General features: G+C 71.6%; 11 protein-coding genes. 5 read left to right on the forward strand and 6 right to left on the reverse strand.

Annotated features, from left to right (window positions below; translation table 11 throughout):
* The first annotated feature begins 12 nt into the window (after positions 1–12).
* The 3 genes from ACFY5C_RS10655 (at position 13) to ACFY5C_RS10665 (ending at position 3,469) form a co-directional block, all read left to right on the forward strand.
* Positions 13–792, forward strand: a complete 780-nt coding sequence (locus tag ACFY5C_RS10655; RefSeq protein ID WP_389442936.1) for a DeoR/GlpR family DNA-binding transcription regulator — start codon at positions 13–15, stop codon at positions 790–792.
* 94 nt (positions 793–886) lie between these two features.
* A complete protein-coding gene (locus ACFY5C_RS10660) occupies positions 887–2,722 on the forward strand; it encodes a glycoside hydrolase family 15 protein (protein WP_389442938.1) in 1,836 nt (611 codons plus the stop codon).
* A gap of 90 nt (positions 2,723–2,812) precedes the next feature.
* Complete coding sequence (locus tag ACFY5C_RS10665; protein ID WP_389442939.1) at positions 2,813–3,469, forward strand: isochorismatase family protein; 657 nt, start codon at positions 2,813–2,815, stop codon at positions 3,467–3,469.
* Between the two features lie 5 nt (positions 3,470–3,474).
* Here ACFY5C_RS10665 and ACFY5C_RS10670 read toward each other — a convergent pair whose 3' ends face one another.
* On the reverse strand, positions 3,475–4,800 hold the full coding sequence (locus ACFY5C_RS10670; RefSeq protein ID WP_389442941.1) for a lysine N(6)-hydroxylase/L-ornithine N(5)-oxygenase family protein: 1,326 nt from the start codon (positions 4,798–4,800) through the stop codon (positions 3,475–3,477).
* An 84-nt stretch (positions 4,801–4,884) separates the two neighbouring features.
* On the opposite strand from ACFY5C_RS10670, the gene ACFY5C_RS10675 reads away from it, so the two are divergent.
* Both ACFY5C_RS10675 and ACFY5C_RS10680 read left to right on the forward strand, forming a co-directional pair.
* Positions 4,885–5,838 (forward strand): methionyl-tRNA formyltransferase, encoded by a 954-nt coding sequence (locus ACFY5C_RS10675; protein ID WP_389442943.1) that lies wholly within the window; start codon positions 4,885–4,887, stop codon positions 5,836–5,838.
* 86 nt (positions 5,839–5,924) lie between these two features.
* Positions 5,925–6,941 (forward strand): ABC transporter substrate-binding protein, encoded by a 1,017-nt coding sequence (locus tag ACFY5C_RS10680; RefSeq protein ID WP_389442945.1) that lies wholly within the window; start codon positions 5,925–5,927, stop codon positions 6,939–6,941.
* 59 nt (positions 6,942–7,000) lie between these two features.
* Here the strand turns inward: ACFY5C_RS10680 and ACFY5C_RS10685 are convergent, their stop codons facing one another.
* From ACFY5C_RS10685 to ACFY5C_RS10705, 5 genes are read right to left on the reverse strand one after another with little or no spacing between them, the layout of a single operon-like run.
* Positions 7,001–10,471: an amino acid adenylation domain-containing protein gene (locus ACFY5C_RS10685; RefSeq protein ID WP_389442947.1), complete on the reverse strand. Its 3,471-nt coding sequence runs from the start codon at positions 10,469–10,471 to the stop codon at positions 7,001–7,003.
* Positions 10,472–10,499: 28 nt separating this feature from the next.
* Positions 10,500–18,344, reverse strand: coding sequence for an amino acid adenylation domain-containing protein (locus tag ACFY5C_RS10690; RefSeq protein WP_389442949.1), 7,845 nt, complete (start codon positions 18,342–18,344; stop codon positions 10,500–10,502).
* The gene (locus ACFY5C_RS10695) at positions 18,341–22,942 is read right to left on the reverse strand and encodes an amino acid adenylation domain-containing protein (protein ID WP_389442951.1); all 4,602 of its coding nucleotides are present in this window, start codon (positions 22,940–22,942) and stop codon (positions 18,341–18,343) included. Before ACFY5C_RS10695 ends, ACFY5C_RS10690 begins: the two co-directional genes overlap by 4 nt.
* Entirely contained in the window at positions 22,939–26,145 is a 3,207-nt protein-coding gene (locus tag ACFY5C_RS10700; RefSeq protein WP_389442953.1) for an amino acid adenylation domain-containing protein, read from the reverse strand. Before ACFY5C_RS10700 ends, ACFY5C_RS10695 begins: the two co-directional genes overlap by 4 nt.
* Positions 26,145–26,363, reverse strand: a complete 219-nt coding sequence (locus tag ACFY5C_RS10705; protein WP_389442955.1) for an MbtH family protein — start codon at positions 26,361–26,363, stop codon at positions 26,145–26,147. Before ACFY5C_RS10705 ends, ACFY5C_RS10700 begins: the two co-directional genes overlap by 1 nt.
* Positions 26,364–26,365: the final 2 nt, after the last annotated feature.

Below are 26,365 nucleotides of genomic sequence, written 5' to 3' on the forward strand. Positions count from 1 at the left end.
AGTGGAGGGTGGATGTCGCGCGACGCCCGCTGGAAGGCGCTGCTGGAGCTGCTCGTGGAGCGGGGCCGGCTGGACGTCGAGGAGGCGGCCGCCGAGCTGGAGGTCTCCGCCGCCACGATCCGCCGCGACTTCGACCAGCTCGCCGAGCAGCAGATGCTCGTCCGCACCCGGGGCGGCGCGGTGGTACACGGAGTGTCGTACGAGCTGCCGCTGCGCTACAAGACGGCCCGCCACGCCTCGGAGAAGCAACGCATCGCCAAGGCGGTGGCCGACCTCGTCGCACCCGGCGAGGCCGTCGGGCTCACGGGTGGTACGACGACGACCGAGGTGGCGCGCGCCCTGGCCGTCCGCAGCGACCTCGCGTCCGGATCTCCCGCGCTGACCGTCGTCACCAACGCGCTCAACATCGCCAATGAGCTGGCCGTGCGCCCCCAGTTCAAGATCGTGGTCACCGGCGGGGTGGCGCGCCCACAGTCGTACGAGCTCATCGGGCCGCTCGCGGACGGGGTGCTGTCCCAGATCACGATCGACGTGGCGGTTCTCGGCGTCGTCGGCTTCGACGTCACACACGGCGCCGCCGCGCACGACGAGGCGGAGGCAGCGATCAACCGGCTGCTGTGCGAGCGCGCCGAGCGCGTGGTCGTGGCCGCGGACTCCAGCAAGCTGGGCCGGCGGGCGTTCGCCCGGATCTGCGCGGCCGACGCGGTGAACACGCTGGTCACGGATACGGCGGCCGATCCGGAGACGCTGCGCCGCTTCGAGGAGGCGGGCCTGCAGGTCGTCGCGGTCTGAGGCCCCGGGCCCCGGGATCTCGCCGCCCCGGCCCTTCCCCGGCCGGCCTCACCTACGCTGGGAGCGGGGTACATGGCGGGCCGAGGAGGCTGCGATGAGCACTACTCCGATCGAGACGGGCACACCGGGGGCGTCGCGGTACGTGCCGATCGCCGATCACGGTCTGATCGGCGATCTGCGCAGCGTGGCCCTCGTGGGCATCGACGGCACGATCGACTGGTACTGCTGCCCGGCCTTCGACGCGCCCAGCATCTTCGCGGCGATCCTGGACGCCGAGCGGGGCGGCTGCTTCGAGCTGGCGGCCTCCGTGCCGGCGCGGACCAAGCAGTTCTACTTCCCCGACACGAACGTCCTGATCACCAGGTTCTTCACCGAGGACGGCGTCGGCGAGGTGCAGGACTTCATGCCGGTCGACGGCGATCCGGCCGAGGCCGAGCGGCACCGGCTGATCCGACGCGTGGTGTGCGTACGCGGCTCGATCCCCTTCCGTACGCGCGTCGCGCCCCGTTTCGACTACGGCACCCGGACCCATACCGTCCGCTTGGAGGACGAGGTGGCGGTCTTCGAGTCGGAGGAGCTGGCGATCGGGCTGACCTCCACCGTGCCGCTGGAGATCGACGGGCCGGACGTGCACGCCGACTTCAAGCTCTCCCAGGGCGAGTCGGCGGTGCTGGCGCTGGACCAGATCAGCGGGGCGCTCGCGCTGAAGAGGTGCGCGCGGGCCGAGGCCGAGAGGCAGTTCAACAGCACGGTGGCCTACTGGCGGGACTGGCTCTCCGCCTCCAAGTACCGGGGCCGCTGGCGGGAGATGGTGCACCGCTCCGCACTGACCCTGAAGCTGCTCACCTACGCGCCCACCGGCGCCATCGTGGCCGCGCCGACGACCAGCCTGCCCGAGCAGCTCGGCGGCGAACGCAACTGGGACTACCGGTACATGTGGGTGCGCGACGCCGCGTTCTGCGTGTACGCGATGCTGCGGCTGGGCTTCACGACCGAGGCCGAGGCCTTCATGAAGTTCCTGACCGAGCACGTCAGCCGGGGTGACGGCTCGCCCACCGGTCCGTTGCAGATCATGTACGGCATCGACGGCCGCACCGATCTGCCCGAGCGGGTGATCGACCATCTGGAGGGCCATCTCGGCTCCGCTCCGGTGCGTGTCGGCAACGCCGCCTCCGACCAGCTCCAGCTCGACATCTACGGCGCGCTGGTCGACTCGATCTACCTGTACGACAAGTGGGCGCAACCCGTCTCCAGCAACCAGTGGGACGACGTGTGCGCACTGGTGGAGTGGGTGTGCGCGAACTGGGACCAGCCGGACGAGGGCATCTGGGAGACCCGCGGCGGCCGCAAGAACTTCCTGTACTCGCGGCTGATGTGCTGGGTGGCGATCGAGCGTGGCATCCGCATGGCCAACCGTCGCGGGCTGCCCGCCGATCTGCCGCGCTGGCAGGAGTGCCGGGACAGGATCTACCGGCGCATCATGAGCCGCGGCTGGTCCGAGACCCGCAAGGCCTTCGTCCAGTGCGAGGACAGTGACGTACTGGACGCGGCCGTGCTGATGATGCCCATGGCCAAGTTCATCGCGCCGACCGACCCGAAGTGGCTGTCCACTCTCGACGCCCTCACCGAGGACCTGGTGTCCGACTCGCTGGTCTACCGCTACGACCCGGAGGCGAGCCCCGACGGACTGCGCGGCGACGAGGGCACGTTCTCGATCTGCTCGTTCTGGTACGTCGAGGCCATGGTCCGGGCCGGCCGCGTCGACGAGGGCCAGCTGGCCTTCGAGAAGATGCTGACGTACGCCAACCATCTGGGCCTGTACGCCGAGGAGATCAGCCACACGGGCGAGCAACAGGGCAACTTCCCGCAGGCGTTCACCCATCTCGCGCTGATCAGTGCGGCGTTCAACCTGGATCGTGCCCTGGGCTGAGGTCGGTTCACAGGCCCAACCGACAAGACATCGAACTTAGGTGAGGCTAACCTAAATAGGGTTCCCCAACTCGCCGAAGGGAAACCCGAGATGACGCCTGCCTCGATCTTCCCGTACCTCATGCCGACACCCGCGATGCTGCCCGACGACGCCACCGGGTGGACCCTCGACCCGGTCCGGGCCGCGCTCGTGGTGCTCAACTTACAGCGGCGCTTCGTGCGCGTACTGGATCAGGAGGGTGCCCCGATCACCGAACTCCTCGCGAACACCGGGCGGTTGGTGCGTGCCGCGCACACCGCGGGCGTGCCCGTCATCCACTCGGTGCCCGCCGGGGAACGCGGCCCCGCCCTGTACGTACGACGGCCCGCCGGGCCCGACGGGCCGGCCGACAGGGACGGCGAGGCCTTCGCCGAGCAGGTCGAGCCGCGCACCGGGGACGCCGTGCTCACGGCACGCAAGCACAGCGCGTTCGCCCGGACCCGGCTGGAGAGCCGGTTGCGCGACCTGAAGCGGGACCAGGTCGTCATCACGGGGCTGTTCGCCCGGGTCGGCGTGCTGATGACCGCCGCCGACGCCTGGGTGCAGGACCTGGAGCCCTTCGTCGTCGCCGACGCCATCGCCGACGCGTCGGCCGGCAGCCATGAGTTCGCGCTCGAGTGGGTGGCGGACACGTGCGGCGTGGTGACGTCCACGGATCGGGTGGTGGCCGCTCTCGACCCCGCCGTGCCCGCGGCGGAAGCGGTCTGACCCGCTCAGACGGACGCCGTGCGGCGGGTCAGCAAGGACCGGTGGATCTCCCCGGCGCGGATCGCGGTGGTCGACAGCAGGGTCGAGGTGAGTCCGTGCGTGTGCTCGGTGCCGCCCTGGAGGTAGATCCCGGCGGTGACATCGGGCGCGGTCTCCACGCGGTGGTCGCGCGAGACCCGGAGCGCGTCCCCGTCGTCCCGCAGACAGACCTTCGCCGCCTCGCCGAGCAGGGCGGTGAGGTCGCGCGGCCGGTAGCCGGTGGCGTGCACGAGCACATCGGCCTGAAGGACCTGGCGCTCCCCGGTCGGCAGGAACTCCACCGCCACGTCGAGCCCGGCGGCACCGCGTTCGCGGACGCCTCGGATGCGGGAGACGTTGAGGAAGCGCAGCCGCTCCCGGCCGTTGACCTTCTCCTGGTACGCGGTGGCGTACAGGGACTCGATCAACTCCATGTCGACGACGGAGTAGTTGGTGGAGCGGTGATAGTCGAAGAGGGACTGCTTGACCTCGGAGGGGGCGACGAAATACACGTCCACCGCCTCCGGGTCGAAGATGCGGTTGGCGAACGGGCTGTCGTCGGCCGGCGTGTAGCCGTACTTGGCGAACACCGCGCAGACCTCCGCCTCCGGGAAGGAGCGGTGCAGATAGTCGACGGTCTCGGCGGCGCTCTGCCCCGCACCGAGCACGACCACGCGACGCACCGGCTCACCGGATGCGGCGAGTTCGGTCACGCGAGGCAGTAACTCGCTGTTGTGCCAGACGCGTTCGGAGCGTTCGACGCCGGGCGGCACATGTGGTTCCAGGCCGACCGCCACGCTGATGTCCCGGGCGCGATAGGTCACATGCCGGCCGGGCCGCTCCGGGTCCCGGCAGACGACCTCGAAGTGCGTCACCGTGCCCGTGTCGTCGCGCACGGGGTCGACGGCGGTCACCAGGTGGTCGTACGCCACGAGGTGGCGCACCCGTGCGGCGGCCCACTCGAAGTACTCGTGGAACTCGACGCGGAGCGGGAAGAGGGTCTTCTGGTTCAGGAAGTCGATCAGCCGGCCGCGCTCGCGCAGGAAGCACAGGAAGCTGAAGTCGCTGGCCGGATCGCGCAGCGTCACAAGGTCCTTGAGGAACGACACCTGCATGGTGGCGTCGTCGATGAGCATGCCCCGGTGCCAGCCGAAACACGGCTGGCGCTCCAGGAAGAGGGCGTTGGTCCGACGGTCTGCCGGAAGGTTCGCGTTGTGTTCGTCAATCGCTATGGCCAAGGCGAGATTTGACGGCCCGAAGCCGATTCCGAGGACGTCGTGGATGGTGTCCGATCCCGTGAGCGGTGACTTCACCGTGGCATCGCCTCCCTCAGGCAGCCACATGTTAGATAAGGTTAGCCTTACCTTGCAATGGAGCCTGCCGAAGGGGAGAACCGCATGCGCGTCGCCATGTTCGGCTACCAGACCTGGGGCCACCGCACTCTCCAGGCCTTGCTGGACTCCGATCACGAGGTCGCCCTCGTGGTCACCCACCCCAAGAGCGACCACGCCTACGAGAAGATCTGGGGCGACTCCGTCGCCGAACTGGCCGAGAAGAACAACGTCCCCGTCCTCCTGCGCAACCGACCCGACGACCCCGAACTCCTCGCCGCGGTACGCGAGGCCAGGCCCGACATCCTCGTCGCCAACAACTGGCGCACCTGGCTGCCGCCGGAGATCTTCGACCTCCCCCCGCACGGCACGCTCAACGTCCACGACTCGCTGCTGCCGGCCTACGCCGGCTTCTCCCCCATCATCTGGGCGCTCATCAACGGCGAGGAACGCGTCGGTGTCACCGCGCACCGCATGAACGCCGAGCTGGACGCCGGGGACATCCTGGTGCAGCGCTCGGTGGTGGTCGGACCGAACGACACCGCAACGGACCTCTTCCACCGCACGGTTGACCTGATCGCCCCCATCGTGCGTGAGTCGCTCGACCTCATCGACTCCGGCAGGGCCGCCTCGCACTGGCAGGCCCAGGACCGCCGCCGCGCGAGCTTCTTCCACAAGCGGTCCTCGGAGGACAGCCGCATCGACTGGAACTGGCCCGCGGAGCGCCTGGAACGGCTCGTACGGGCCCAGTCGGACCCGTATCCGAACGCGTACACGTTCCACCGCGGGCAGCGCATAAGGGTCGTCTCGGCCGCCGTCTCCGAGGGCCGCTACGGCGGCACTCCCGGCCGCATCTTCATCCGCGAGGGCGACGGAGTGGTCATCGTGGCCGGCGCAGAGGCCTACAGCGGCCGCCACCCGGGGCTGGTCATCCGGCGGCTGCGCACCGACGACGGCGCCGAGCACGAGGCGACCGACTACTTCCGCACGATGGGCGGTTATCTCACCGGTCAGCCGTGATCGAGCAACGTCAACTACGGCCAAAAACAAAGAAGTTGTCCGATACGCGTTGCTAAGGCAAGGCTTACCTTGCTTTACTGGCGCGCATGTCGAGAAAGCTTCTCAGCACCCTTCTCACCGTCGCCCTGGCGGCCTCCTTGGCAGCCTGCGGCTCCGTCGAAGACGACTCCAACGCCTCCACCGACGCCTCCGGCGACGCGAAGGCGGACTCCTCGTCCGCCTTTCCGGTGTCCATCAAGCACAAGTTCGGCACCACGAAAGTCACCAAGGCTCCCGAGCGGATCGTGGTGATCGGCAACGGCGGCACCGACGACATCGACGCCCTGTACGCCCTCGGCGTCACGCCGGTCGCCGTCTCCAAGGACGCCCTCACCAAGGACGGCGTCTACCCGTGGCTGAAGGACCGGATCGACACCAAGAAGACCGAGCTCCTCGACACCCTGACCGCCGTCGACTACGAGAAGGTCGCGTCCCTCCAGCCCGATCTGATCCTCGCCACCTCCGACTTCACCCTGGACAAGGACTACGAGAAGCTCGCCGCGGTGGCGCCGACCATCGGCTACGAGACGGCCTGGGGTCAGCAGACCTGGCAGGAGCACGTCCAGGTGGTCGCCAAGGCCGTCGGCAAGGAGGAGCGGGGCGCCCAGGTCATCAAGGAGACCGAGGACAGCATCGCCGCGGTGAAGGCGAAGCACCCGAAGCTGCAGGGCAAGACCTACAGCCTGTCCATCGGCAACACCCCGGCCAAGATCTTCACCATCGCCTCCGAGGACGACTTCGCCGCCAAGCTGATGAGCCAGGTCGGAATGAGCCTGCCCCCGGCGGTGAAGAACATCAAGACGGTCAACGGCAGCCCGACCGGTGAGCTGTCATTCGAGCAGCTCGACAAGCTCGACGCCGATCTGGTCGTGATCGCGTTCACCACGCCGGACCTGAAGAAGGCGTTCGAGTCCAGTGACCTGGTGAAGAACATGTCCGCGGTGAAGCAGGACAGGTACGTCGTGACCGATGTCGCGACCATCAGCCAGCTGCGCAGCCCGTCCGCGCTCGGCATCCCGTGGGCGCTGGACAACCTTGAGCCCGGGTTCGAGAAGCTCGACTGAACCGCCCGAGGGGGAAACGGAGGAGGGGTGGGTGCCCGAGCGGCACCCACCCCTCCTTCTCATATGTCGCGCAGTGCAGAGTCGATCTCCGCCGCCGACATGTCCTCGATCTCCAGGTGGATCGCGGCGACCTGTTCCAGCCGCCCGGGCGTCTCCTCCCCGGCGGAGAGCCGCTTGGCCATACCGCCGACCGTGAGGGTGGCGAAGAGCGAGCGTACGGACACCTCCGAGGTGTCCAGCGCCTCACGCAGCCGGCCCACGATCACGGTGGCGAGCACCGAGTCGCCGCCGAGGGCGAAGAAGCCGTCGTCGAGGCCGACGCGTTCGACGCCCAAGACGTCCTGCCAGACGCGGGCCACGACCGTCTCCAGGGCGCTGCCGGGCGCCCGGTGCGCGTCCGTCTCCTCGACCTGCCACAGCTCCTGGACGGCGCGCCGGTCGAGCTTGCCGTTGGAGGTGAGCGGCAGTTCCTCGGCCACGGTGATCCGGGTGGGGACCATGTGCGGCGGCAGTACGGAGCGCGCCCAGTCCCGCAGCACGTCCTCGGCCGTCCCCGCGTCGGCGGCCACCGCGGCCGCCAGCTGGACGCCCTGCCCCCGGGTCAGCCCGGCGACGGCACGCCGTACGGCAGGGTGGCCGGCGAGTGCGGCCTCCACCTCGCCCAGTTCGACACGGAACCCGCGCACCTTGACCTGGTGGTCCCGGCGCCCGAGGAACTCCAGGGTGCCGTCCGGCCAGTACCGCGCGAGGTCACCGGTGCGATACCAGCGCAGTCCGTCCGCCTCGGTGAACTTCTCGGCCGTACGGGAAGGATCGGCCCGATAGCCGAGCGCCACCCCGTCCCCGCCGATCCACAGCTCCCCCGGCACCCAGTCCGGGCAGTCCCGTCCGTGTCCGTCGACGACCCGGCAGCGGACGTTGCGCAGCGGTGTGCCGTACGGCACCGCCCGCCAGTGCGGCGGTACTTGAGGGTTCGTCACTTCACAGACGGTGGAGTGGATCGCGGTCTCCGTCGTACCGCCCAGTCCTGTGAACCGGCAGCCCGGAGCCCGCTCGGCCAGCCGCCCCGGCAGGTCGGTGCCGACCCAATCGCCGCCGAGCAGCACGGCGCGCAGACCGGTGAGTTCACCGGGAGCGGTGGCCAGGAGGAGCATGTCGAGGAGCGGGGGCACGCAGTTGAGGACCGTCACTCGATGCGAGCGCACGAGGTCGGCCCACTGGCTTGCCTCACGCCGGTCGCCGTCGTCCACGAGGACGACCGCGCCGCCCGCGCTCAGCAGCCCGAAGATGTCGTACACGGAAAGGTCGAAGTCCAGGGCGGACAGAGCGAGACAGCGGTCCGAAGCACCCACGCCGAACCTGTCGTTGAGGTCGTCGATGGTGTTCATGGCCGCGCGGTGCGGCACTTCCACGCCCTTGGGCTCGCCCGTCGAGCCCGAGGTGAAGAGCACGTAGGCGGGCTGCGCCTCGTCCACCGGCACCGGCTCCGCGAGGGCCGCCGTGCGCACCGCCTCGGCGACCGGCAGGGCGTCGAGGCCCTCGACCGGGCGTCCGTCGGTCAGTGCGACGCGGAACCCCGCCGTTGCGCGGATACGGTCGCGGCGGGCGGGGGGCTGCTCGACACCGATCGGCACGTAGGCTGCGCCGGCGGCCAGCACGCCCAGCACGGAGGTGATCTGGTCGGGCCCCTTGGGGAGGCTGACCGCGACCGTGTCGCCGGCGCATACTCCCCGCTCACGAAGCGCGGCCGCGGCACGCAGTGCGCGGTCGGCCAACTCACCGTAGGACACGGCGCCTTCGTCGCCCCACAGCAGGGCGGGAGCGTCCGGCTGGTCGGCTGCGCGAGCGAAGAAGCCCTGGTGCAGCAGCCGGTGGCTGCGCGGGCCCGCGGTCGCGTTCACCTTGGTGCGGACCGCCGACTGCTCGGCGGGCAGCAGGGCCGGCAGCGGCCGCTCCCAGACGGTGTCGTCGGTGCCGAGCCGGGTGACGAGCCCGTGGAAGGCGGCGAACATCGCGTCGACCAGGCCGGCCGGGAAGGCGTCCTCACGCACGTCCCAGTTGACGAGCAGGCCGCCGTCGACCTCGGTCACCTGGGCGTCGAGGAGGACCTGCGGCCCCTGGGAGATGATCCAGACGGGCTTGCCGAAGGACCTCCGTACGCCGGAGTCGAAGAGCTCGCCGAGATTGAGGGCGCTCGTGAACACCACGGGCGCCAGGACCTGTTCGCCGCGCAGCCGGGACAGGTCACGCAGGACCTCGACGCCGGAGTAGTCGGAATGCGCCGCGTCGGTGTGCATACGGTCCTGCAGGCGTTGTGCGTGCTCGGTGAACGAGCCCGGCTCGGCCAGGTCGACGTCGAGCAGCACCGAGCTGGTGAAGTCGCCGACGAGCAGGTCGACGTCAGGGTGGGAGCCCCTGCGGTCGAACATCGGCACGTTCAGCAGGAAACGCGGCTGTCCGCTCCAGGCGGCCAGGACTTCCGAGAAGGCGGTCGCCACCGCCATGGCCGGGGTCAGTCCGTGCTGGTGGGCCCGGGCGGTCAGCCGTCGCTTCTCCTGAGGCGGCAGCCAGTGATGCCGCCGGGTCACCCGGGTCGGGTCGGTGCGCTCCGCCTCGGGCACCAGCGGGAGTTCGGGGGCGCTCGGCAGCTCGGGGATCCGTCGCTGCCACCACTGCTGGGCCTGCTCCCGGCTCAGCCGCCGTACGTCCGTACGCTCCGCGAGGTACTCCGGGTAGCTGGTGCGGATCGGGGGGAGCGCGGCGGCGGGGTTCTCGTAGAGCTCGGCGAGGTCGGAGAGCAGCACGCGGTAGCTGAGGGCGTCGGCGGCGAGCATGTCGACGTCGACGTGCAACCGGCAGCCGCCGTCCGGCAGCAGGGAGAGCTGCACGGAGAACACCTCGCCGGCCGCGATGTCCAGACGGGCGTGCGAGGCGGAGTGCCGGACGTCCTCCAGTGCGGCCGCCGCCGCGTCGGCGTCCATCGTGCGCAGGTCGTTGACGACGGTCGCGGGTGGCGCGAGGTCGGGCAGGATCTGCTGGCGGCCGTCGTCGGTGAAGCGGGCGCGGAGCATGCCGTGGCGGGCCGCCAGGGCTCGTACGGCCGCGTCCAGCCGTTCGGGGTCGACGCCTGAGCCGTCGAACTCGACGTAGAGGTGGGCGGCGACGGAACCGAGGGCGGTCTCGTCACCTCGGCCGATCCAGTAGGCGTGCTGCATGACGGCCAGCGGGAAGGGCTCGCGGGGTTCGGGGGCGGGGGGCGGCAGGGCCGGTGTCCGCTCTTCGGGCCGGGCCGCGGCCGGGACGTGTGCCGCCAGCAGCACTCGCCAGGCGCGCAGGGTCGGCTCCTTGGCCAGTTCGGCGAAGCTGACCCGGACGCCTTGCTTGCGCCAGCCGCCCGCGATCTTCATCAGGGTGATCGAGTCCAGGCCCCAGGCGATCAGGCTGTCGTCCTCGCTCGGCGCTGCCTCCGAGCCGAATGTGTCGGTGACCGAACGGAGCAGCTCGTCCGCGGTCGGGTGGTGCTGCGTCACCGGTTCCTCCGAAGTCGTCCGTGGTGGCTCAGAAGTCGTCGATGTCGTTCTCGAAGTCGTCGATGTCGTCCTGGGTCAGTTCGACCAAGGGCAGGTCCGACGGGGTGAGGCCGCCCGCGGGAGCCTCTTCGGCATGCCGGGCGAGGCCGTGCAGGGCGCGCTCCCAGAGGCGGAGCAGCGCGCCCCCCTCCGACTCGTTCAGGAACGCTTCCGGCCAGGAGGCGGCGACATGCAGCCGGGCACCGTCCGTCTCCTCGACGGCCACGGCGTTGATCTCCAGGCCGAAGGCAGCGGGCCCGCCGTTCTGCGTCGGCGGCACCCGCAGCATGGGGGCCTCGGGGGCGAGTTCCCAGGGTTGGCCCGCCGAGCCTGACGCGGTGAATCGGCCGAGGTAGTTGAAGAGGATCTGCGGCTGCGGCAGTTTCTCGAGGATCGGCGCCGTGTCGGGGTTGAGGTGGCGCAGGAGGCCGTACCCGAGGCCGTGATCCGGTACGGCACGCAGCTGTTCCTTGATCCGCTTGAGTGCCGTGCCCGCGGCGGGTCCGCCGGACAGGGCGTCGTCGAGGTCGAGCGGGCCGGGGTCGATGCCGACCGGGTGGAAAGCCGTGAACCAGCCCACTGTGGCCGACAGGTCGACGCCCTCGGCAATGCCCTCCTCGCGCCCGTGCCCCTCCAGGCCGACGAGCAGGGAACCGCCGGTCAGGTCGCCGCGCTGCTCCCGCCAGGCCTCGGCGGCCAGCGCGAAGGCGGTGAGCAGGACGTCGGGGACGGCGGCGTGATAGGCGGCGGGCACCGCGGTCAGCAGCGGTCCGGTGACCTCGGGTGCGAGCACCAGGGTCTGCTCCCGCAGCGCACCACCGGCGTCCGCAGCGCGGTCGAGCAGCGGCCGTCCGCTCTCCAACACGCCGGTCCACCAGGGCAGTTCGCGCACGCGCTCGGCCTTGCGGGCCTCCTCGCCGAGGAGCCTGCTCCAGGTCCGGAAGGACGTGCCGGTGCGCGGGGCGGTCCGCCCCGACCGTCGGGCCTCCGCCAGGTCGGAGGTGATGATCCGCCAGGACACGCCGTCGACGACCAGGTGGTGGGCCACGAGGAGCAGCCGGTGGGTGTCGGTGAACCAGACGGCCTGGAGCATGCGCCCGGCCGCGGGGTCGAGCCGGCCCACGGCGGCGGCCAGCTGATCGTCGAGAGCCGCGTCCCGCACCTGGCTCAGCACATCGCCCGCACGCACCGCCCCTTCGGCAGGCACCACCAACTGTCCGGTCAGCCGGGCGCGCAGGACGTCGTGGCGGTCCAGTACCGCTTGGAGTACGCCGACGGCGGCGTCGTACGTGAGATCCGGCGGGGTCACCAGCAGGACCGCCTGGGCGAGCCCGTCGTAGGAACCGTCGGGGCCGGCCGTCCAGCGCATGACCGGGGTCAGGTCCGCCTCGCCGACCGGCTCCTCGACGGGGCCGGCCTCGGTGCGCCCGGCGGACGCGGCCGCCAGACCTGCCGGGGTCGGCATCTGGAAGACCTGCCGGGGGCTGAGGGCGATTCCCGCCTTGCGGGCCAGGGTCACCAGCCGGATGGAGACGATGCTGTCGCCGCCCAGCGCGAAGAAGTTGTCGTCGACGTCCACGGGCCCCAGCCCCAGGACGGAGCCGAACAACTCGCAGAGCTGCCGCTCGCGTTCAGTGGCCGGCTCCCGGGCCGGCGCACCGGCGGTCGTGGTTCGCGGCGCCGGCAGGGAGCCGCGGTCGACCTTGCCCGAGGGCAGCAGCGGGAAGGCGTCCAGGGCGGTGAGCGTGCGCGGGACCATGTGCTCGGGCAGCCGTTCGCGGACCCAGCCGGGCAGGTCGCCGAGGTCGCCGGCAGCCAGGTAGTAGCCGGCGAGCTGTTTGACGCCCGGGGCGTCCTCCCTGATGACGACGACCCCGCGCCGGACGCCCGGATGCTGTTCGAGGATCGCCTCGATCTCCTCCAGCTCGACCCGCATGCCGCGGATCTTCACCTGGTTGTCCGCCCGGCCGAGGAACTCCAGGGTGCCGTCGCGCTGCCACCTCACCAGATCGCCGGTGCGGTAGAGCCGTTCGCCGGGCGGGCCGAACGGGTCGGCCACCCAGTGGTCGGCGGTGCGGCGAGGGTCGTTCACATAGCCGCGGCCGAGGTAGACGCCGCCGGCGTACAGCTCGCCGGGCACCCCGACCGGCGTCGGCCGCAACCGGTCGTCGAGGACGTAGAGCCTGGTGTTGCCGTTGGGCCGCCCGATGGAGACGGCACTGCGGATCGCGCCGGTGCGGTAGACGACATGGCTGACGCCGATGGTGGCCTCGGCAGGCCCGTACCCGTGGTACATCACCGCGGGGCTCGCGGCACGGAAGCGGGCGAACAGTTCGGGCGTGAGCACCTCGCCGCCGCACCACACGTGCTTGAGCGAGCGGGCCCGCCGGGCGAACCCGTCCAGCTCCAGCAGGAGGTCGAGCATCGAGGAGACGAGGTACGTGAAGGTGACCCGGTGGCGCTCGACGGTGTCGAGGAGGTGGTCGGCGTCGCGTTCGCCTCCCGGCTCGGCGATCACCACCCGGCCGCCGTTCACGAGCGGCAGGAAGATCTCGTTGATGGAGATGTCGAAGCCGAGCGGCGCCTTGAACAGGGCCGCGTCCTCGGTGCCGAAGCCGAGCAACTCGCGCTGCCACAGCAGCCGGTGCGCGATGGCCCGGTGACGGATCATGGCGCCCTTGGGGACGCCCGTGGAGCCGGAGGTGTAGATGACGTAGGCGAGGCCCTCGGGATCGACGGGAACGGCCGGGTTCTCCGGCTCCTGCGGCCCGTCCAGCCGCACCTCCACGAACGGTGGCGCGTCGTCCGCGAGGACTGCTCCGTCACCCTGCCTGCCCAGCACTGCCGTCAGTGCCGCGCTCCGGCACACCTCGGCGATCCGGCGGGCGGGCCAGGACGGCTCCAGCGGGACGAACGCGCCGCCCGCCTTCAGCACGGCGAGCAGCCCTACGACCATCTCCACCGAGCGTTCCAGATGGATGCCGACGCGGTGCTCGGGCCCTACCCCCAGCGAGGTCAGCCGCCGGGCAAGGGCGTTGGCACGGGCGTTGAGCTCGGCGTACGTCAGTCGCGTGCCGCCCTCGATGCCGTACTCCACGGCGGCGAGGTCAGGAGTCCTCGCCGCCTGCTCCTCGACCAGTGCGGTCAGGGTGGTGGCGGGCATGGGGTGCGCGGTGTCGTTCCACTCCCCCAGCATCACGGAGCGCTCGCGCGGGGTGAGGACGTCGGCCAGGGCCACGGACACGTCGGGCGACCCGGCCAGCTCGCCGACCAGCCGCACGAAGCGCTCGACCATGTCCTGCGCGGTCTCCTGGTCGTAGAGGTCACGGCTGAAGACGAGCGCGCCGGTGATGCCGCCGCCGTCCGGACGTTCGAAGACGTGGAAGGCCAGGTCGGTCTTCGCCGTGTAGAAGTCGACACGCAGTTGACGGAGCGTCAGATCAGCGAACTCCCGCGTCCCGTGCGGGGCTTGCTGGTGGGCGAGCATCACCTGGAACAGTGGGTGCCGGCCCATCGAGCGGGTCGGGGCGAGCGCGTCCACCAGCCGTTCGAACGGCAGGTCCTGGTGGGCGTAGGCGTCCAGGTCGGTCTCCCGCACGCGGGCGAGCAGTGTGCGAAACGTCGGGGCTCCGGAGATGTCTGTGCGCAGCACCAGGGTGTTGACGAAGAGGCCCACGAGGTCGTCGAGTGCCGCGTCGCCCCGTCCGGCGACCGGGGTGCCGAGGGGGATGTCGTCCCCGGCGCCCAGACGGCCCAGCAGGACCGCGAGGGCCGCCTGAAGTGCCATGAAGACGGTGCCGCCGGCCTCGGCGGCCAGGTCTCGCAGCCTGCGGTGAGTCTCCGCGTCGAGGGTGAAGTCCACGGCACCGGCGCGGTATCCGGCGACGGCCGGTCGCGGTCGGTCGACGGGCAGCTGGAGCTCCTCCGGCAGCCCCGCCAACCGCTCCGCCCAGTGCTCCAGTTCGGGCACGGCGATGCCACCATCGTCGAGCAACTGCCGCTGCCACAGCGCGTAGTCGGCGTACTGCACGGCGAGCGGCCGCCATCCGGGCAGGATGCCGCGCACCCTCGCGTCGTAGGCCGTCTCCAGGTCGCGCAGCAGCGGTTCCGCCGACCAGCCGTCGGTGGCGATGTGGTGGACGAGCAGGAGCAGGACGTGCTCGTCGGGAGCGAGGGCGTACAGCGTCGCTCGTACGGGAATCTCGGCGTCCAGCGCGAAGGAGTACCCGGCGGCCTCGCGCAGCAGCGCGTCGAGTGCCCCGGCGTCGGCCGGCACCACCTCGAAGGGGACGGCCGCCTCCGGCAGGACCCGCTGGCAGGGCGTGCCGTCGGTGTCCGGGAAAACCGTCCGGAGCGCTTCGTGCCGGGCCACGACATCGTGGAGGGCCGTTCGCAACGCGTCAGCGTCGAGCGCTCCCGTGAGGCGTACGGCGGTGTGGATGTTGTACGTGGGACTCGGGCCCTCCAGCCGGTAGAGGAACCACAGCCTCGCCTGGGCGGAGGACAGCGGCAGTGGGTCCGGGCGGCGGGCCGGCCGCAACGCCGGGCGCCGCTCGGCGGCCGGGGTCACCAGGAGCGGGGCGAGCGCGGCAACGGTCGGTGTGTCGAAGACCGCCCGCAGCGGGACGACCGCGCCGAGCTCGGCGCGGATGCGGGCGACCAGGCGTGTCGCCAGGACGGAGTGGCCGCCGAGGGCGAAGAAGTCGTCGTGGCTGCCGACCGAGGGCAGCCCGAGCAGGTCGGCGAACAGGGTGCACAGGGTCGCCTCCGCCTCGGTGCGGGGGGCGGTGGCGGTGGTGAGGCCGGAGAGGTCGGGGGCGGGCAGGGCCGCGCGGTCGAGTTTGCCGTTGGGCGTGAGCGGCAGGTCGTCGAGGATCACGACGGCGGCGGGCAGCTGGTGCTCCGGGAGCGTCGCCTTGAGGTCCTGTCTGATCCGCAGGGATTCCAGCGCGGTACCGGGCTGGGCAACGGCGTACGCGACCAACCGCGCGTCGCCCGGAGGGTCCTGACGTACTGTCACTGCTGCCTGGGACACTCCGGGCAAGGAGGCCACGGCAGCCTCGGTCTCCCCAGGCTCGACGCGGAAGCCGCGTATCTTCACCTGGTCGTCGGCCCTGCCGAGGAACTCCAGCGCCCCTTGCGCACTCCAGCGCACCAGGTCGCCGGTGCGGTAGAGGCGGGAGCCTGGCGGGCCGTACGGGTCGGCGACGAAGCGGTCGGCGGTCAGGCCGGGGCGGCGGAGGTAGCCGCGGGCGAGCTGGGCGCCCCCCAGATAGAGCTCGCCGGGGATGCCGGGCGGGACCGGACGCAGGTGGGCGTCCAGGACGAGGGTGCGGGTGTTCCACACCGGGCGGCCGATCGGTACGGAGCCGGCGGCGGAGCTCGTCCCCTCGGCGCACGGCCAGGCGGTGACGTCCACGGCGGCCTCGGTGGGGCCGTAGAGGTTGTGCAGTTCGGTACCCGGCAGCGCCTCGGCGCAGCGCTCGGCGAGGTCGGTGGGCAGGGCCTCGCCGCTGCACACCAGCCGGCGCAGGATCCCGCGGGCCTGTTCGGCGGCAGGATCGTCGAGAAAGACCCGCAGCATCGACGGGACGAAGTGCGCGGTCGTGACGCGCCGGTCGCGGATCAGCTCGGCGAGGTAGCCGGGGTCGCGGTGGCCTCCGGGACGGGCGAGCACGAGCACGGCCCCGCTGATCAGCGGCCAGAAGAACTCCCACACGGAGACGTCGAAGCCGGCAGGCGTCTTCTGCAGCACCCGGTCCTCGGGGCCGAGTTCGTACGTGTTCTGCATCCAGAGCAGCCGGTTGACGATTCCGGCGTGCGGGACGACGGCTCCCTTGGGGCGGCCCGTGGAGCCGGAGGTGTAGATGACGTAGGCCGGGTGCTCGGGGCGCAGGGGCTGGAGGCGGTCGGCGTCGGTGAGTTCGCCGGAGTCGAAGGCCGTGGTGTCCGTGTCGAGCAGGAGCAGCGGTACTCCGGGCGGCAGTGTCAGGGCCGTGCCCGAAGCCGTCAGCACGAGTGTCGGCGCCGCGTCCTCCACCATGAACGCGATCCGCTCGGTCGGGTAGCCGGTGTCCAGCGGGACGTAGGCGGCACCGGCCTTGAGCACGGCGAGGAGCGCCACCACGAGGTCGGTTCCGCGGTCCAGGGCCACCCCCACCAGGTGCTCGGGGCCCACGCCGTGGGAGATCAGCAGCCGGGCGAGGCGGTTGGCGCGGGTGTGCAGTTCGGCGTAGTCGAGGGCGGGCCGGCCGTCGTCGGCGACGATGGCGGGCGCGTGGGGGGTGTGGGCGGCCTGCTGGGCGAGGAGGCCGGTGAGGTGGGTGACGGGGACCGGGTGTTCGGTGGCGGTCCATTCCTCCAGGACCTGGTGCTGTTGACCGTCGGTCATCAACTCCAGCCGGGAGACGGGCAGCTCGGGGTCGGTGAGGGCTTCGGCGAGCAGCGTCTCCAGGTGCCGCAGCAGCCGGTCGACGGTGTCCGGGGTGAACAGGCCGCTGCGGTAGGTGGCCTCGATCCGCAGGCGGCCGCCGGTGAGGAACGCTTCCAGGGAGAGGTCGAACTGCGTGGTGTCGTTGTGGACGGTCTCCCACTGAGCCGTCACCCCGGGAAGCTGCGGGCCTTCGAGTCCCTGGGTGAGGAAGAGGAGCATCACGTCGAAGTAGACGGAGCGTCCCGGCTGCCGCTCCGGCCCCAGCTGCTCCACCAGCTTGTCGAAGGGCATGTCCTGGTGGGCGTACCCGTCCGTGCACACCTGCCTCACCCGCTCGACGAGTTCTGCGAAGCCGGGGTCGCCGTCGAGGTCGGCGCGCAGAGCAAGGGTGTTGCCGAAGTTGCCGATCAGCTTCTCGAGACCGGGAAGGTCGCGGTTCATGACGGCGGAGCCGATCGGGATGTCGGTGGCGCCGGTGGTGCGGTGCAGCAGTGCCGCCAAGCCGGCGAACAGCACCATGAAAGGGGTCGCGCCGGCGTTGCGTGCGAACGCCGTGAGCCGGTCGGTGACGTTGGGGGCGAAGGTGTGGAAGCGGCGGTCGCCGTGCATGCTGGGGCGGGCGGTGCGTGGGGCGTCGGTGGGCAGGGCGAGGGGGCGGGGCTCGGGGACCAGGGCTGCGCGCCAGTGGTCGAGGTGTTCGGCCAGTCGCCCGTCGGTCCAGGTGGTGTGCTGCCAGAGCGCGAAGTCGCCGTACTGAAGCGGTAGTTGTTCGAGCCCGGAGGGTTCGCCGGTGGCCGCCGAGCGGTAGAGGGCGGTCAGGTCGCGGGAGAGCGCATTGAACGTCCCTCCGTCCCAGGCGATGTGATGCACGGTCAGGATCAGGGTGTGGTCCTGTTCCGTGCGTTGGATGAGCAGGGTGCGCAACGGGTGGTCGGTGGCCAGGTCGAAGGGGTTCGCCGAAGCTGCGCGGGCGAGTTCCGTCGCGCGGCGGTCCCGCTCCTCCTCCGGCAGCGCGCGCAGGTCGGCGGTGACGAAGTCGACCTCCGCTACGGGGTCCACGATCTGCTCGGGGGTGCCGTCCTCGGCCGCCGGACAGCGGGTGCGCAGAATCTCGTGGCGGCCGATCAGGCCCTGCAGGGCCGTGCGGAGTGCGGCCGGGTCGAGGGGGCCGCGCAGGCGGATGGCCAGGCATACGTTGTAGGCGGGGCTGGTCGGGTCGAGCTGCTGGAGGAGCCACATCCGGGACTGCGCGTACGACAGCGGCAGCCGGGCCGTGCCGGCGGGGCGTCGTGGGATCCGCTCCGAGCGGGCCGCGGTGTCGGCCAGGCCGGCGCTCTGCAGCCTGCGGCGCAGGAGTTCGCGTTTGCGGGCCGCGAGGTCGGCGGTGGGGGTCTCCGTCACTGGTCTCCGCCTTTCAGGAGCAGTTCGAGGGACGTGGTCCAGTGCGCGCTCAGCCGTTGGATCTCCGCGTCGGTGAAGAGCCGTTCCGGCCACTGCCAGCACACCGACAGCTCGGTTCCGGTGATCACCGCGTCGACGACGAGGGCGTAGGGGGCGGGCATCTCGGGGTCGGCGCCGCTGCCCATGGCTCCGGTCTCGGGTGCGCTGGTGAACAGGGCGCTGTCGCCCCGCTCGCCCGTCGTCGGCCGGCCCAGGTAGTTGAACTGGATCTGCGGCTCGGGCAGGGGGGACAGCTGGGCGGCCGTGTCCGGGTTGAGGTGGCGGAGCAGGCCGTAACCGATCCCCTTGTCGGGCACGGCGGCCACCTGGTCGCGTATGCGCCGCACCTGGTCCGCTCCGGGCGCGGGGCCGGGGTCCAGCCGGACCGGGAAGACGCTGGTGAACCAGCCGAGGGTGCTGGACAGGTCGGCGCCGGGCAGGAGGTGTTCCTCGCGGCCGTGGCCCTCCAGGGCGATCAGGAGGGAGGGGTCGGCCGGGCCGGGGGAATCGGGTCCGGTGCGCCATGCGGGCACCGCCAGCGCCAGCGCGGTGAGCAGCACGTCCTGGACGGATGCGGCGGTCAGGGGTGCGGTGAGCTCCGGGCCCAGGGTGGTCCAGTGCCTGCGGATCGTTGCCCTGGTGTCCCGGGCGGGGTCGAGTGGTCCTGCTCCGAGGGGTGGCTCCGGGTGGTCCAGCACCTCCTTCCAGAAGGCGAGTTCGGCCGTTCGGTCCGGCGCCAGGTCCTTCAGGGCCCGCGCCCACTCGCGAAAGGACGTGCCCACGGGCGACAGGTTTCTGCCCGCACGGGCGGCGGCCAGGTCGGCGACCAGAACGCCCCAGGACGCGGCGTCGGTCACCAGGTGGTGCAGCACGACCAGGAGCCGTCCTTCACGACCGGGGCCCGCGTCGAACCACAGGAACCGCGCCGTCGCCCCGGTCGCCGGGTCGAGCTCGGCGACCAGCTCGTCGAACGCCTCCGGCACCAGCGTGCCGATCGCCGTGTGGTCCAGCGGCTCGGCGTCGATCCGGCGTACGCAGTCGGCGGCGCGGGCGAAGCCGACGGGAGCCGCCTCGAAACGCCACGCGCCGTTCTCGGCCCGGGCGAAGGTCGAGCGCAGCAGGTCGTGCCGGTCCAGGACGGCCTGGACGGTGCGGTGCAGCCCGTCGAGGTCCAGGTCGGCGGGCGTACGCAGGAACCTCGCCTGGCTCAGTGCGCGGAGCGGGCCGTCCTGTTCCGTCAGCCAGGTCAGTATGGGGGTGAGGGGGATGTCACCGGTTCCCGCGTCGGGGTCGCCGACCCGGCGTACGGCTGTGCCTGCGCGTTCGGCGGCGTCGACCCGTTCGGCGAGTTCCGCGATCGTGGGACGCTCGAACACGTCGCGCGGTGAGATCGCCAGACCTGCCGCCCGCGCCTGGCTGACCAGCCGCATGGAGACGATGCTGTCGCCGCCGAGGGCGAAGAAGCTGTCGTGAATGCCGACCGTGTCCAGCCCGAGCACGTCGGCGAACAGCGTGGCGAGCCGCTCCTCGGCGGGGTTCCGGGGCGGCTGCGCGGCCGGCCCTGCGGACCGGGAGGGGGCCGGGAGCGCGGCGGTGTCCAGCTTGCCGTTGGGGGTGAGCGGGAAGCCGTCCACCGGGACGAACGCCGACGGCACCATGTAGTCGGGCAGTACGCCTGCCACGGCGCGGCGCAGCAGCTCGGCCGTGTCCTCGGTCTGCTCTGCCGTGTCCTCGGTCTGCGCGGTCGTTTCCTCGGTCTGCCCGGCCGTTTCCTCGGTCTGCCCGGTCGGCGGCGCGGTCATGATGACGTAGGCGACCAGGCGTCGTACGCCGGGCGTGTCCTCGCGGACGACGACCGCGGCCCGCTCGACCAGGTCGTGCTCCAGCAGGACCGCCTCGATCTCGCCGGGTTCGATCCGATAGCCCCTGATCTTGACCTGGTCGTCGACCCGGCCAAGGCACTCCACCAGGCCGTCGGCGGTCCAGCGGGCGATGTCGCCCGTGCGGTACATGCGCGCGCCGGGGCCGCCGGAGAACGGATCGGCGACGAAACGGCCGGCGGTCGCTGCGGGTCGGCCGAGGTAGCCGCGCGCCAGGCCGGCGCCCGCCACGTACAGCTCGCCCTCGACGCCGACCGATACGGGATTGAGGTGCCCGTCCAGGATGTAGAGGGTGCCGCCCGCCACGGGGCGGCCGATCGCGGGGCGCTCGGTGAGGGCGAGGTCGCAGTCCGCGGAGTCGACGGTGCATTCGGTGGGACCGTAGAGGTTGTGCGCGGCGAGTCCTTCGGTGTCGCGCAGGGTGCGCCACAGGTCCGGCGGTACTGCCTCTCCGCCGACGCCCAGCACCTTCAACTCGGCTTGCCAGTGGCTCCCTTGGGCGATCAGCTCGCCGAGCAGGGACGGGGACAGCTCGATGAACTCGATGGCGTGCCGGGTGAGGAAGTCGCGCAGGGCGGCGGGGTCCCGGCGGATGTCGTCGGGCACCAGATGCAGTTCGTGGCCGGCGAACATCCACAGCATGGGTTGCCAGGACGCGTCGAAGGCGACGGGCCAGGCGTGTCCGATCCTCAGTGGGCGTCCGCCCACCGCCGTGGTGGCCGGTTCGTGCAGGGCGGCGTTGTGGGCGGTGAAGAGGTTGGCTATGGCCCGCTGGGGGACGACCACGGCTTTGGGGCGGCCGGTGGAGCCGGAGGTGTAGATGACGTAGGCGGGGTGTTCGGGCAGGAGGGGGGTTTCGCGGTCGGCGTCGGTGAGGTTGGAGGAGGGCGTGTCCGCCAGGCGCGCAAGGGTGTCGGGGGTGTCGAGGAATACGCAGGCCGTGGGTGGGGATGCCGCGGGGTGGCCGGGCGTTGCAGTCGTCGTACTGACGACAGCCACTGGACTCGCGTCCGCCAGCATCCCCGCGATCCGATCCTGCGGCCATGCCGGGTCCAGTGGCAGATAGGCCGCGCCCGCCTTCTGGATCGCCAGCAGGACGGTCATGATGTCCGGGGTCGGCGGCAGGGCGAACGCCACGATCCGTTCCGGCCCGGCGCCCAACTCCACCAAATGGCGGGCCAGTTGGTTGGCGGCTGTGTTCAACTGCTCGAACGTCAGGCTCTGCCCGTCGCCGACCACCGCCACCGCGTCGGGCGTGCGGGCCGCCTGTGCCTCGAAGGCCTCCGGCATCGTGCGGAACCGTACCGGCAGCCGCTCCCCCGCCCCTCCCGCCAGCAGCGCGGTCCGCTCCTCGGCGGCGAGGGCGTCCAGGGCGGCCAAGGGGGCTTCCGGGTCGGCCAGCACGGCAAGAAGCAGGCGCTCGAAGCGTCCGGCGAGTTGCTCCACCGTCGTTCGGTCGTAGCAGTCGGGGCGGAACTCGAAGACGACACTGAGCCGTTGCTCGGCGAGTACGGCCAAGGTCAGTGGATAGTGCGTGGCGCCCGAGCCCTTGACCTCGACGATCCGGAGCCCGGCGGACGCCTCCGCCTCAGCGACCGCGGTCTCGTCGATGGGGTAGTTCTCGAAGACGAGCAGGGTGTCGAAGAGGTCGCCCGCGCCGGCGAGGCGCTGGATCTCTGTCAGACCCAGGTGTTGATGGCCCATGAGTCCCGACTGCTCGTCCTGGAGGCGGCGCAGGAAGGCACCCGCCCGCTCACCGGGCGGCACGGTCACCCGGACCGGCACGGTGTTGATGAACAGGCCGATCATGGACTCCACGCCGGCGAGCTCGGCGGGCCGGCCCGCCACGGTCGCGCCGAACACCACGTCGGTCCGGCCGGTCAGGCGCGCCAGCAGCAGCGCCCACAGCCCCTGTACGACGGTGTTGACGGTGACGCCGAGGCTCCTCGCGAAGTCCTGTACCCGGCCGGTCAGGTGCGCGGTGAGCGGCAGGGTGTGCAACTCAGGCGGCACCGGGACCAACCCGGCGGTCGAGGACGTCAGGACCGTCGGCGTGGCACCGGCCAGCGCCGTGCGCCAGGCGTCGGCGGAGGCCTCCCGGTCCCGGGAGGCGAGCCAGGCCAGGAAGTCCCGGTAGGGCCGTACGGCGGGAAGCGGGGCCGTGGAGCCGGGGGCGAGTTGGGCGGCGTAGAGCTGGAGAAGTTCGCGGACCAGCAGCGGGATGGACCAGCCGTCCAGCAGGAGGTGGTGGTTGGTGAGGACCAGCAGCCAGCGGTCGGGGGCAAGTCCGGCGAGCGTGAGGCGCAGCAGGGGTGGGTCGGTGAGGTCGAAGCGGGCTGCGGCGTCCGCTTCGATCATCCGGGCCGACGCGGCCTCGTCGGAGGCTGCCGCTTCGGTCCAGTGCACGGGGACCTGCTTGAGCACCACCTGTACCGGTTCGTCGAGGTCCTCGTGCAGGAAGGCGCTGCGCAGGTTGGCGTGCCGGGCGAAGAGTTCCTCGGCGGCGGCGCGCAGCAGCGCGGGGCGCAGGGGGCCCTCGATCTCCACCAGGGACTGCATGGTGTAGACGTCCTGGGCGCCCTCGTCGAACAGCGCGTGGAACAGCAGGCCCTGTTGCAGCGGGGAGAGCGGCAGAACGTCTTCGACCAGGGAACCGTCGTCCCCGGGTGCCTTGCTCATCGAGTCCTCCACCTCGCCTTCACGTTGTCGAGCTGCGACTGGCTGAGTGACACGAGCGGGGCGCCGGTGGGAGTGAACTCCTCGGGCGCGGGACCGGTTTCGTCGGGCAGCGCCCGGGCGAGCCCGGCCGGAGTGCGGTGGGCGAAGACGTCTCGGGGGGACAGGGCGAGTCCCGCTCTGCGGGCCCGGTCGGCGAGCCGGACCGACACGATGCTGTCGCCGCCGCGTTCGAAGAAGTCGTCGTGGACGCCGACCCGTTCCAGCCCGAGCGCCTCCGAGAACAGCCCGCACAGCACCTTCTCCGGTTCGGTGCGGGGCGGTTCGAAGGTGGACGTCCGCGTGAAGTCGGGGGCGGGCAGGGCGCGTCGGTCGAGCTTGCCGCTGGGGGTGAGCGGCAGCTCGTCCAGGACCACCACCGCCGACGGGACGAGGTGGCCGGGGAGCCGCTCGGCAAGGGCGCGGCGCAGGGCGAGAGGTTCGAGTTCGCACAGGGCGCCGGGTGCCGCCACGACGTAGGCGACCAGGCGTCGGGATGCCGAGCCGTCCTGTCCGGCCACGACAGCGGCCCGGCCCACACCCGGCAGCGCGCGTACGGCCGCCTCGATCTCGCCGGGTTCGACCCGAAAGCCACGGATCTTCACCTGGTCGTCGGTCCGGCCGAGGAACTCCAGGGTGCCGTCGGGCCGGGACCGTGCCAGGTCGCCGGTGCGGTACAGGCGGCTGCCCGGTGGGCCGAAGGGGTCGGCGACGAAGCGTTCGGCGGTGCGGCCGGGTTGGCTCAGGTAGCCCCGGGCCAGACCGTCTCCGGCCAGGTACAGCTCACCGACTGCGCCGACGGGGGACGGCCGCAGGAACGGGTCGAGGACGTGGGCGCGGGTGTTGGCGATCGGCCGGCCGAGGGGAACCGCGCCTTCGCCGCCGTCGTGGACGTGGGCCAGGCTGTCGCCGGCCGCTTCGGAGCAGCCGTAGAGGTTGATCAGCCGGGTGTGGGGCCAGCGCCGGGTGATGGCGTCGGCCAGTTCGCCGTGGAGGGCTTCGCCGCTGGAGATCCAGGTGCGGACGGAGGAGAAGGTGTCCGGCGGGGCGGATTCGACGAGGGTGGTGAACAGGCTGGGTACTGCGGTGAGGAGCGTGGCCCCGTGGCGGTCGGCCAGGGCGGCGAGGGCTGTCGGGTCGCCGGCCGTCTCGTCGTCGGCGAGCGCCACGGCGTCGCCCGCGACAAGGGCGCCGAGCAGCTCCGTGAGGCCGTCGATGAAGCTCAGAGGGCTCTTCGAGACACGGACGCCGGGCGAGGCGCCGCCCAGCTCGCGGCCCCAGGCAAGGCGGTTGGCCAGGGCCCGCTGGGTTCCGATCACGCCCTTGGGTCGGCCGGTGGAGCCCGAGGTGAAGATGACGTACGCGGGGTGTTCGGGCGACAGCTGCGGTCGACGCGGTCGGCTCACGGCGGCCTCCGCGTCCGGCGCGCACACCAACTCCCGTTTCACGCGGAGCTGTTGCGCGGTCGCCGGATCGCAGATCACCAGGCGCGGTCGGGCGTCGTCGAGCATCAGCGCGATGCGGTCGGGCGGGTAGCCGGGGTCGACCGGCATGCAGACGGCTCCGGCCTTCAGTACTGCGAGGAGTGCGGTCACCAGGACCGGGCTGCGGGGCAGGGCCACACCGATCACGGACTCGGGTCCGGCGCCGCGCGCGGCGAGAGCGGCAGCCAGGCGATCGGCCCGGGCGTCGAGATCGGCGAAGGTCAGGATGGTGTCGCCCTGGAGGACGGCGGCGGCGTCGGGAGTGCGGGCTGCCTGGTCCTCGAACAGGGCGCGGACCGTGGAGTGCGGGAAGGGGGGAGCGTGCCGGAGGGAGAGATCAGGCGGGGCGTGCGGCTCGTCCGCCGGGGGGACGCCGAGGCGGGCGACGGGGGTTGCGCACTCCTGGTCGAACTCGCCGATGAGGAGGTTGAGTTGTTCGGCGACGCGAGTGACCGCAGCCCGGTCCAACACCGTGGGCCGGTGGCTGAGGGTGAGTTTGAGCCGGGTGCCGGGCAGGGCGGTGAGGGTCAGCGGGTAGTGGGTGGCATCGTGGACCGAGACCGCGGTCATGCGCGGTCCGTCGGGGCCGAGCGCGCGGGCGATGCCGTCGTCGTCGATCGGGTAGCTCTCGAAGACCAGCAGGGTGTCGAAGAGGACGGTGTGCCCGGCGGCGCGCTGGATGTCGGCGAGACCGAGGTGCCGGTGGTCGAGCAGGGCGGACTGCTCGGACTGCAGCCGGGTGAGCAGGTCCGCGAGCGGCTCCTGCGGCCGTAACCGCACGCGGACCGGAAGGGTGTTGATGAAGAGGCCGATCATGGAGTCGATGCCGGGGACGTCTGCGTCGCGGCCGGAGACGGTGGCGCCGAGGACGACGTCCGTGCTGCCGGTCAGCCGGCCGAGCAGGACGGCCCACAGCCCCTGGAGCACGGTACTGACCGTGAGTCCGTGGGTGCGGGCGGCCGCGGTCAGCGCCTCGGCGGACTGCTCGGAGAGTTCCCACGTCAGCCGCTCCGGTTCCTCGGCAGGCAGGTTCCGGGTCTCGGGAGCGATGAGTGACGGTCCGTCAAGTCCGGCCAGTGCGGCCTGCCAGGACCGCTCGGCGGCCGCTCGGTCCTGTCGGGCGAGCCAGGCCAGGTAGTCACGGTAGGGGCGGACGCGGGGCAGGGCCTCGAGGTCGCCTCCCGAGGCGTACAGCTGGAAGAGTTCGCGCACCAGGACGGGGGCGGACCAGCCGTCCCAGAGCAGGTGGTGCGAGGAGATCACCAGGCAGTGGTGGAGCTCGTCGAAGGTGATCAGCCGGAACCGCAGCAGCGGCGGGCGGGCCAGGTCGAACCGCTCGGCCCGGTCTTCCGACAGGAACCGCTCGAAGGCCGCCTCGCGCTCCTCAGCGGGCTGCGAGGACAGGTCGGTGACCTGCCAGGGGACCTTGACCGCGGTCCTGATCACCTGGACCGGTCGTCCGGAGCGCTGAGTGCGGAACGCGGCGCGCAGGTTGGCGTGCCGGGAGAGCAGCTTCTCGACGGCCACGCGCATGCGGGGCTCGTCCAACGGCCCTTCGAGGCGGAGGGTCATCTGGCCGGTGTAGACGTCGTGGCCCTGTTCGTCGTACAGGGCGTGGAAGACCATCCCCTCCTGCATGGGCGACAGGGGGAGGACGTCCTCCACGGCCGGGCGGCCGGCCATCAGCCCTCGGCCTGGCGCATGGCCTCGGCCAGGCTGCGCGGGCGCATGTCCGTCCAGTGCCGCTCGATGTGCTCCAGGCAGGCGGTCCTGGTGTCGGGGCCGTGCACCGAGGACCAGCCGTCGGGTACGGGCGCGAAGTCCGGCCACAGGGAGTACTGGCCCTCGTCGTTGACCAGGACGCGGAAGACGCCGCTGTCGTCGTCGAAGGGGTTGGCCATGG

The sequence above is a fragment of the Streptomyces sp. NPDC012935 genome, from assembly GCF_042900345.1.
GTDB lineage: Bacteria > Actinomycetota > Actinomycetes > Streptomycetales > Streptomycetaceae > Streptomyces.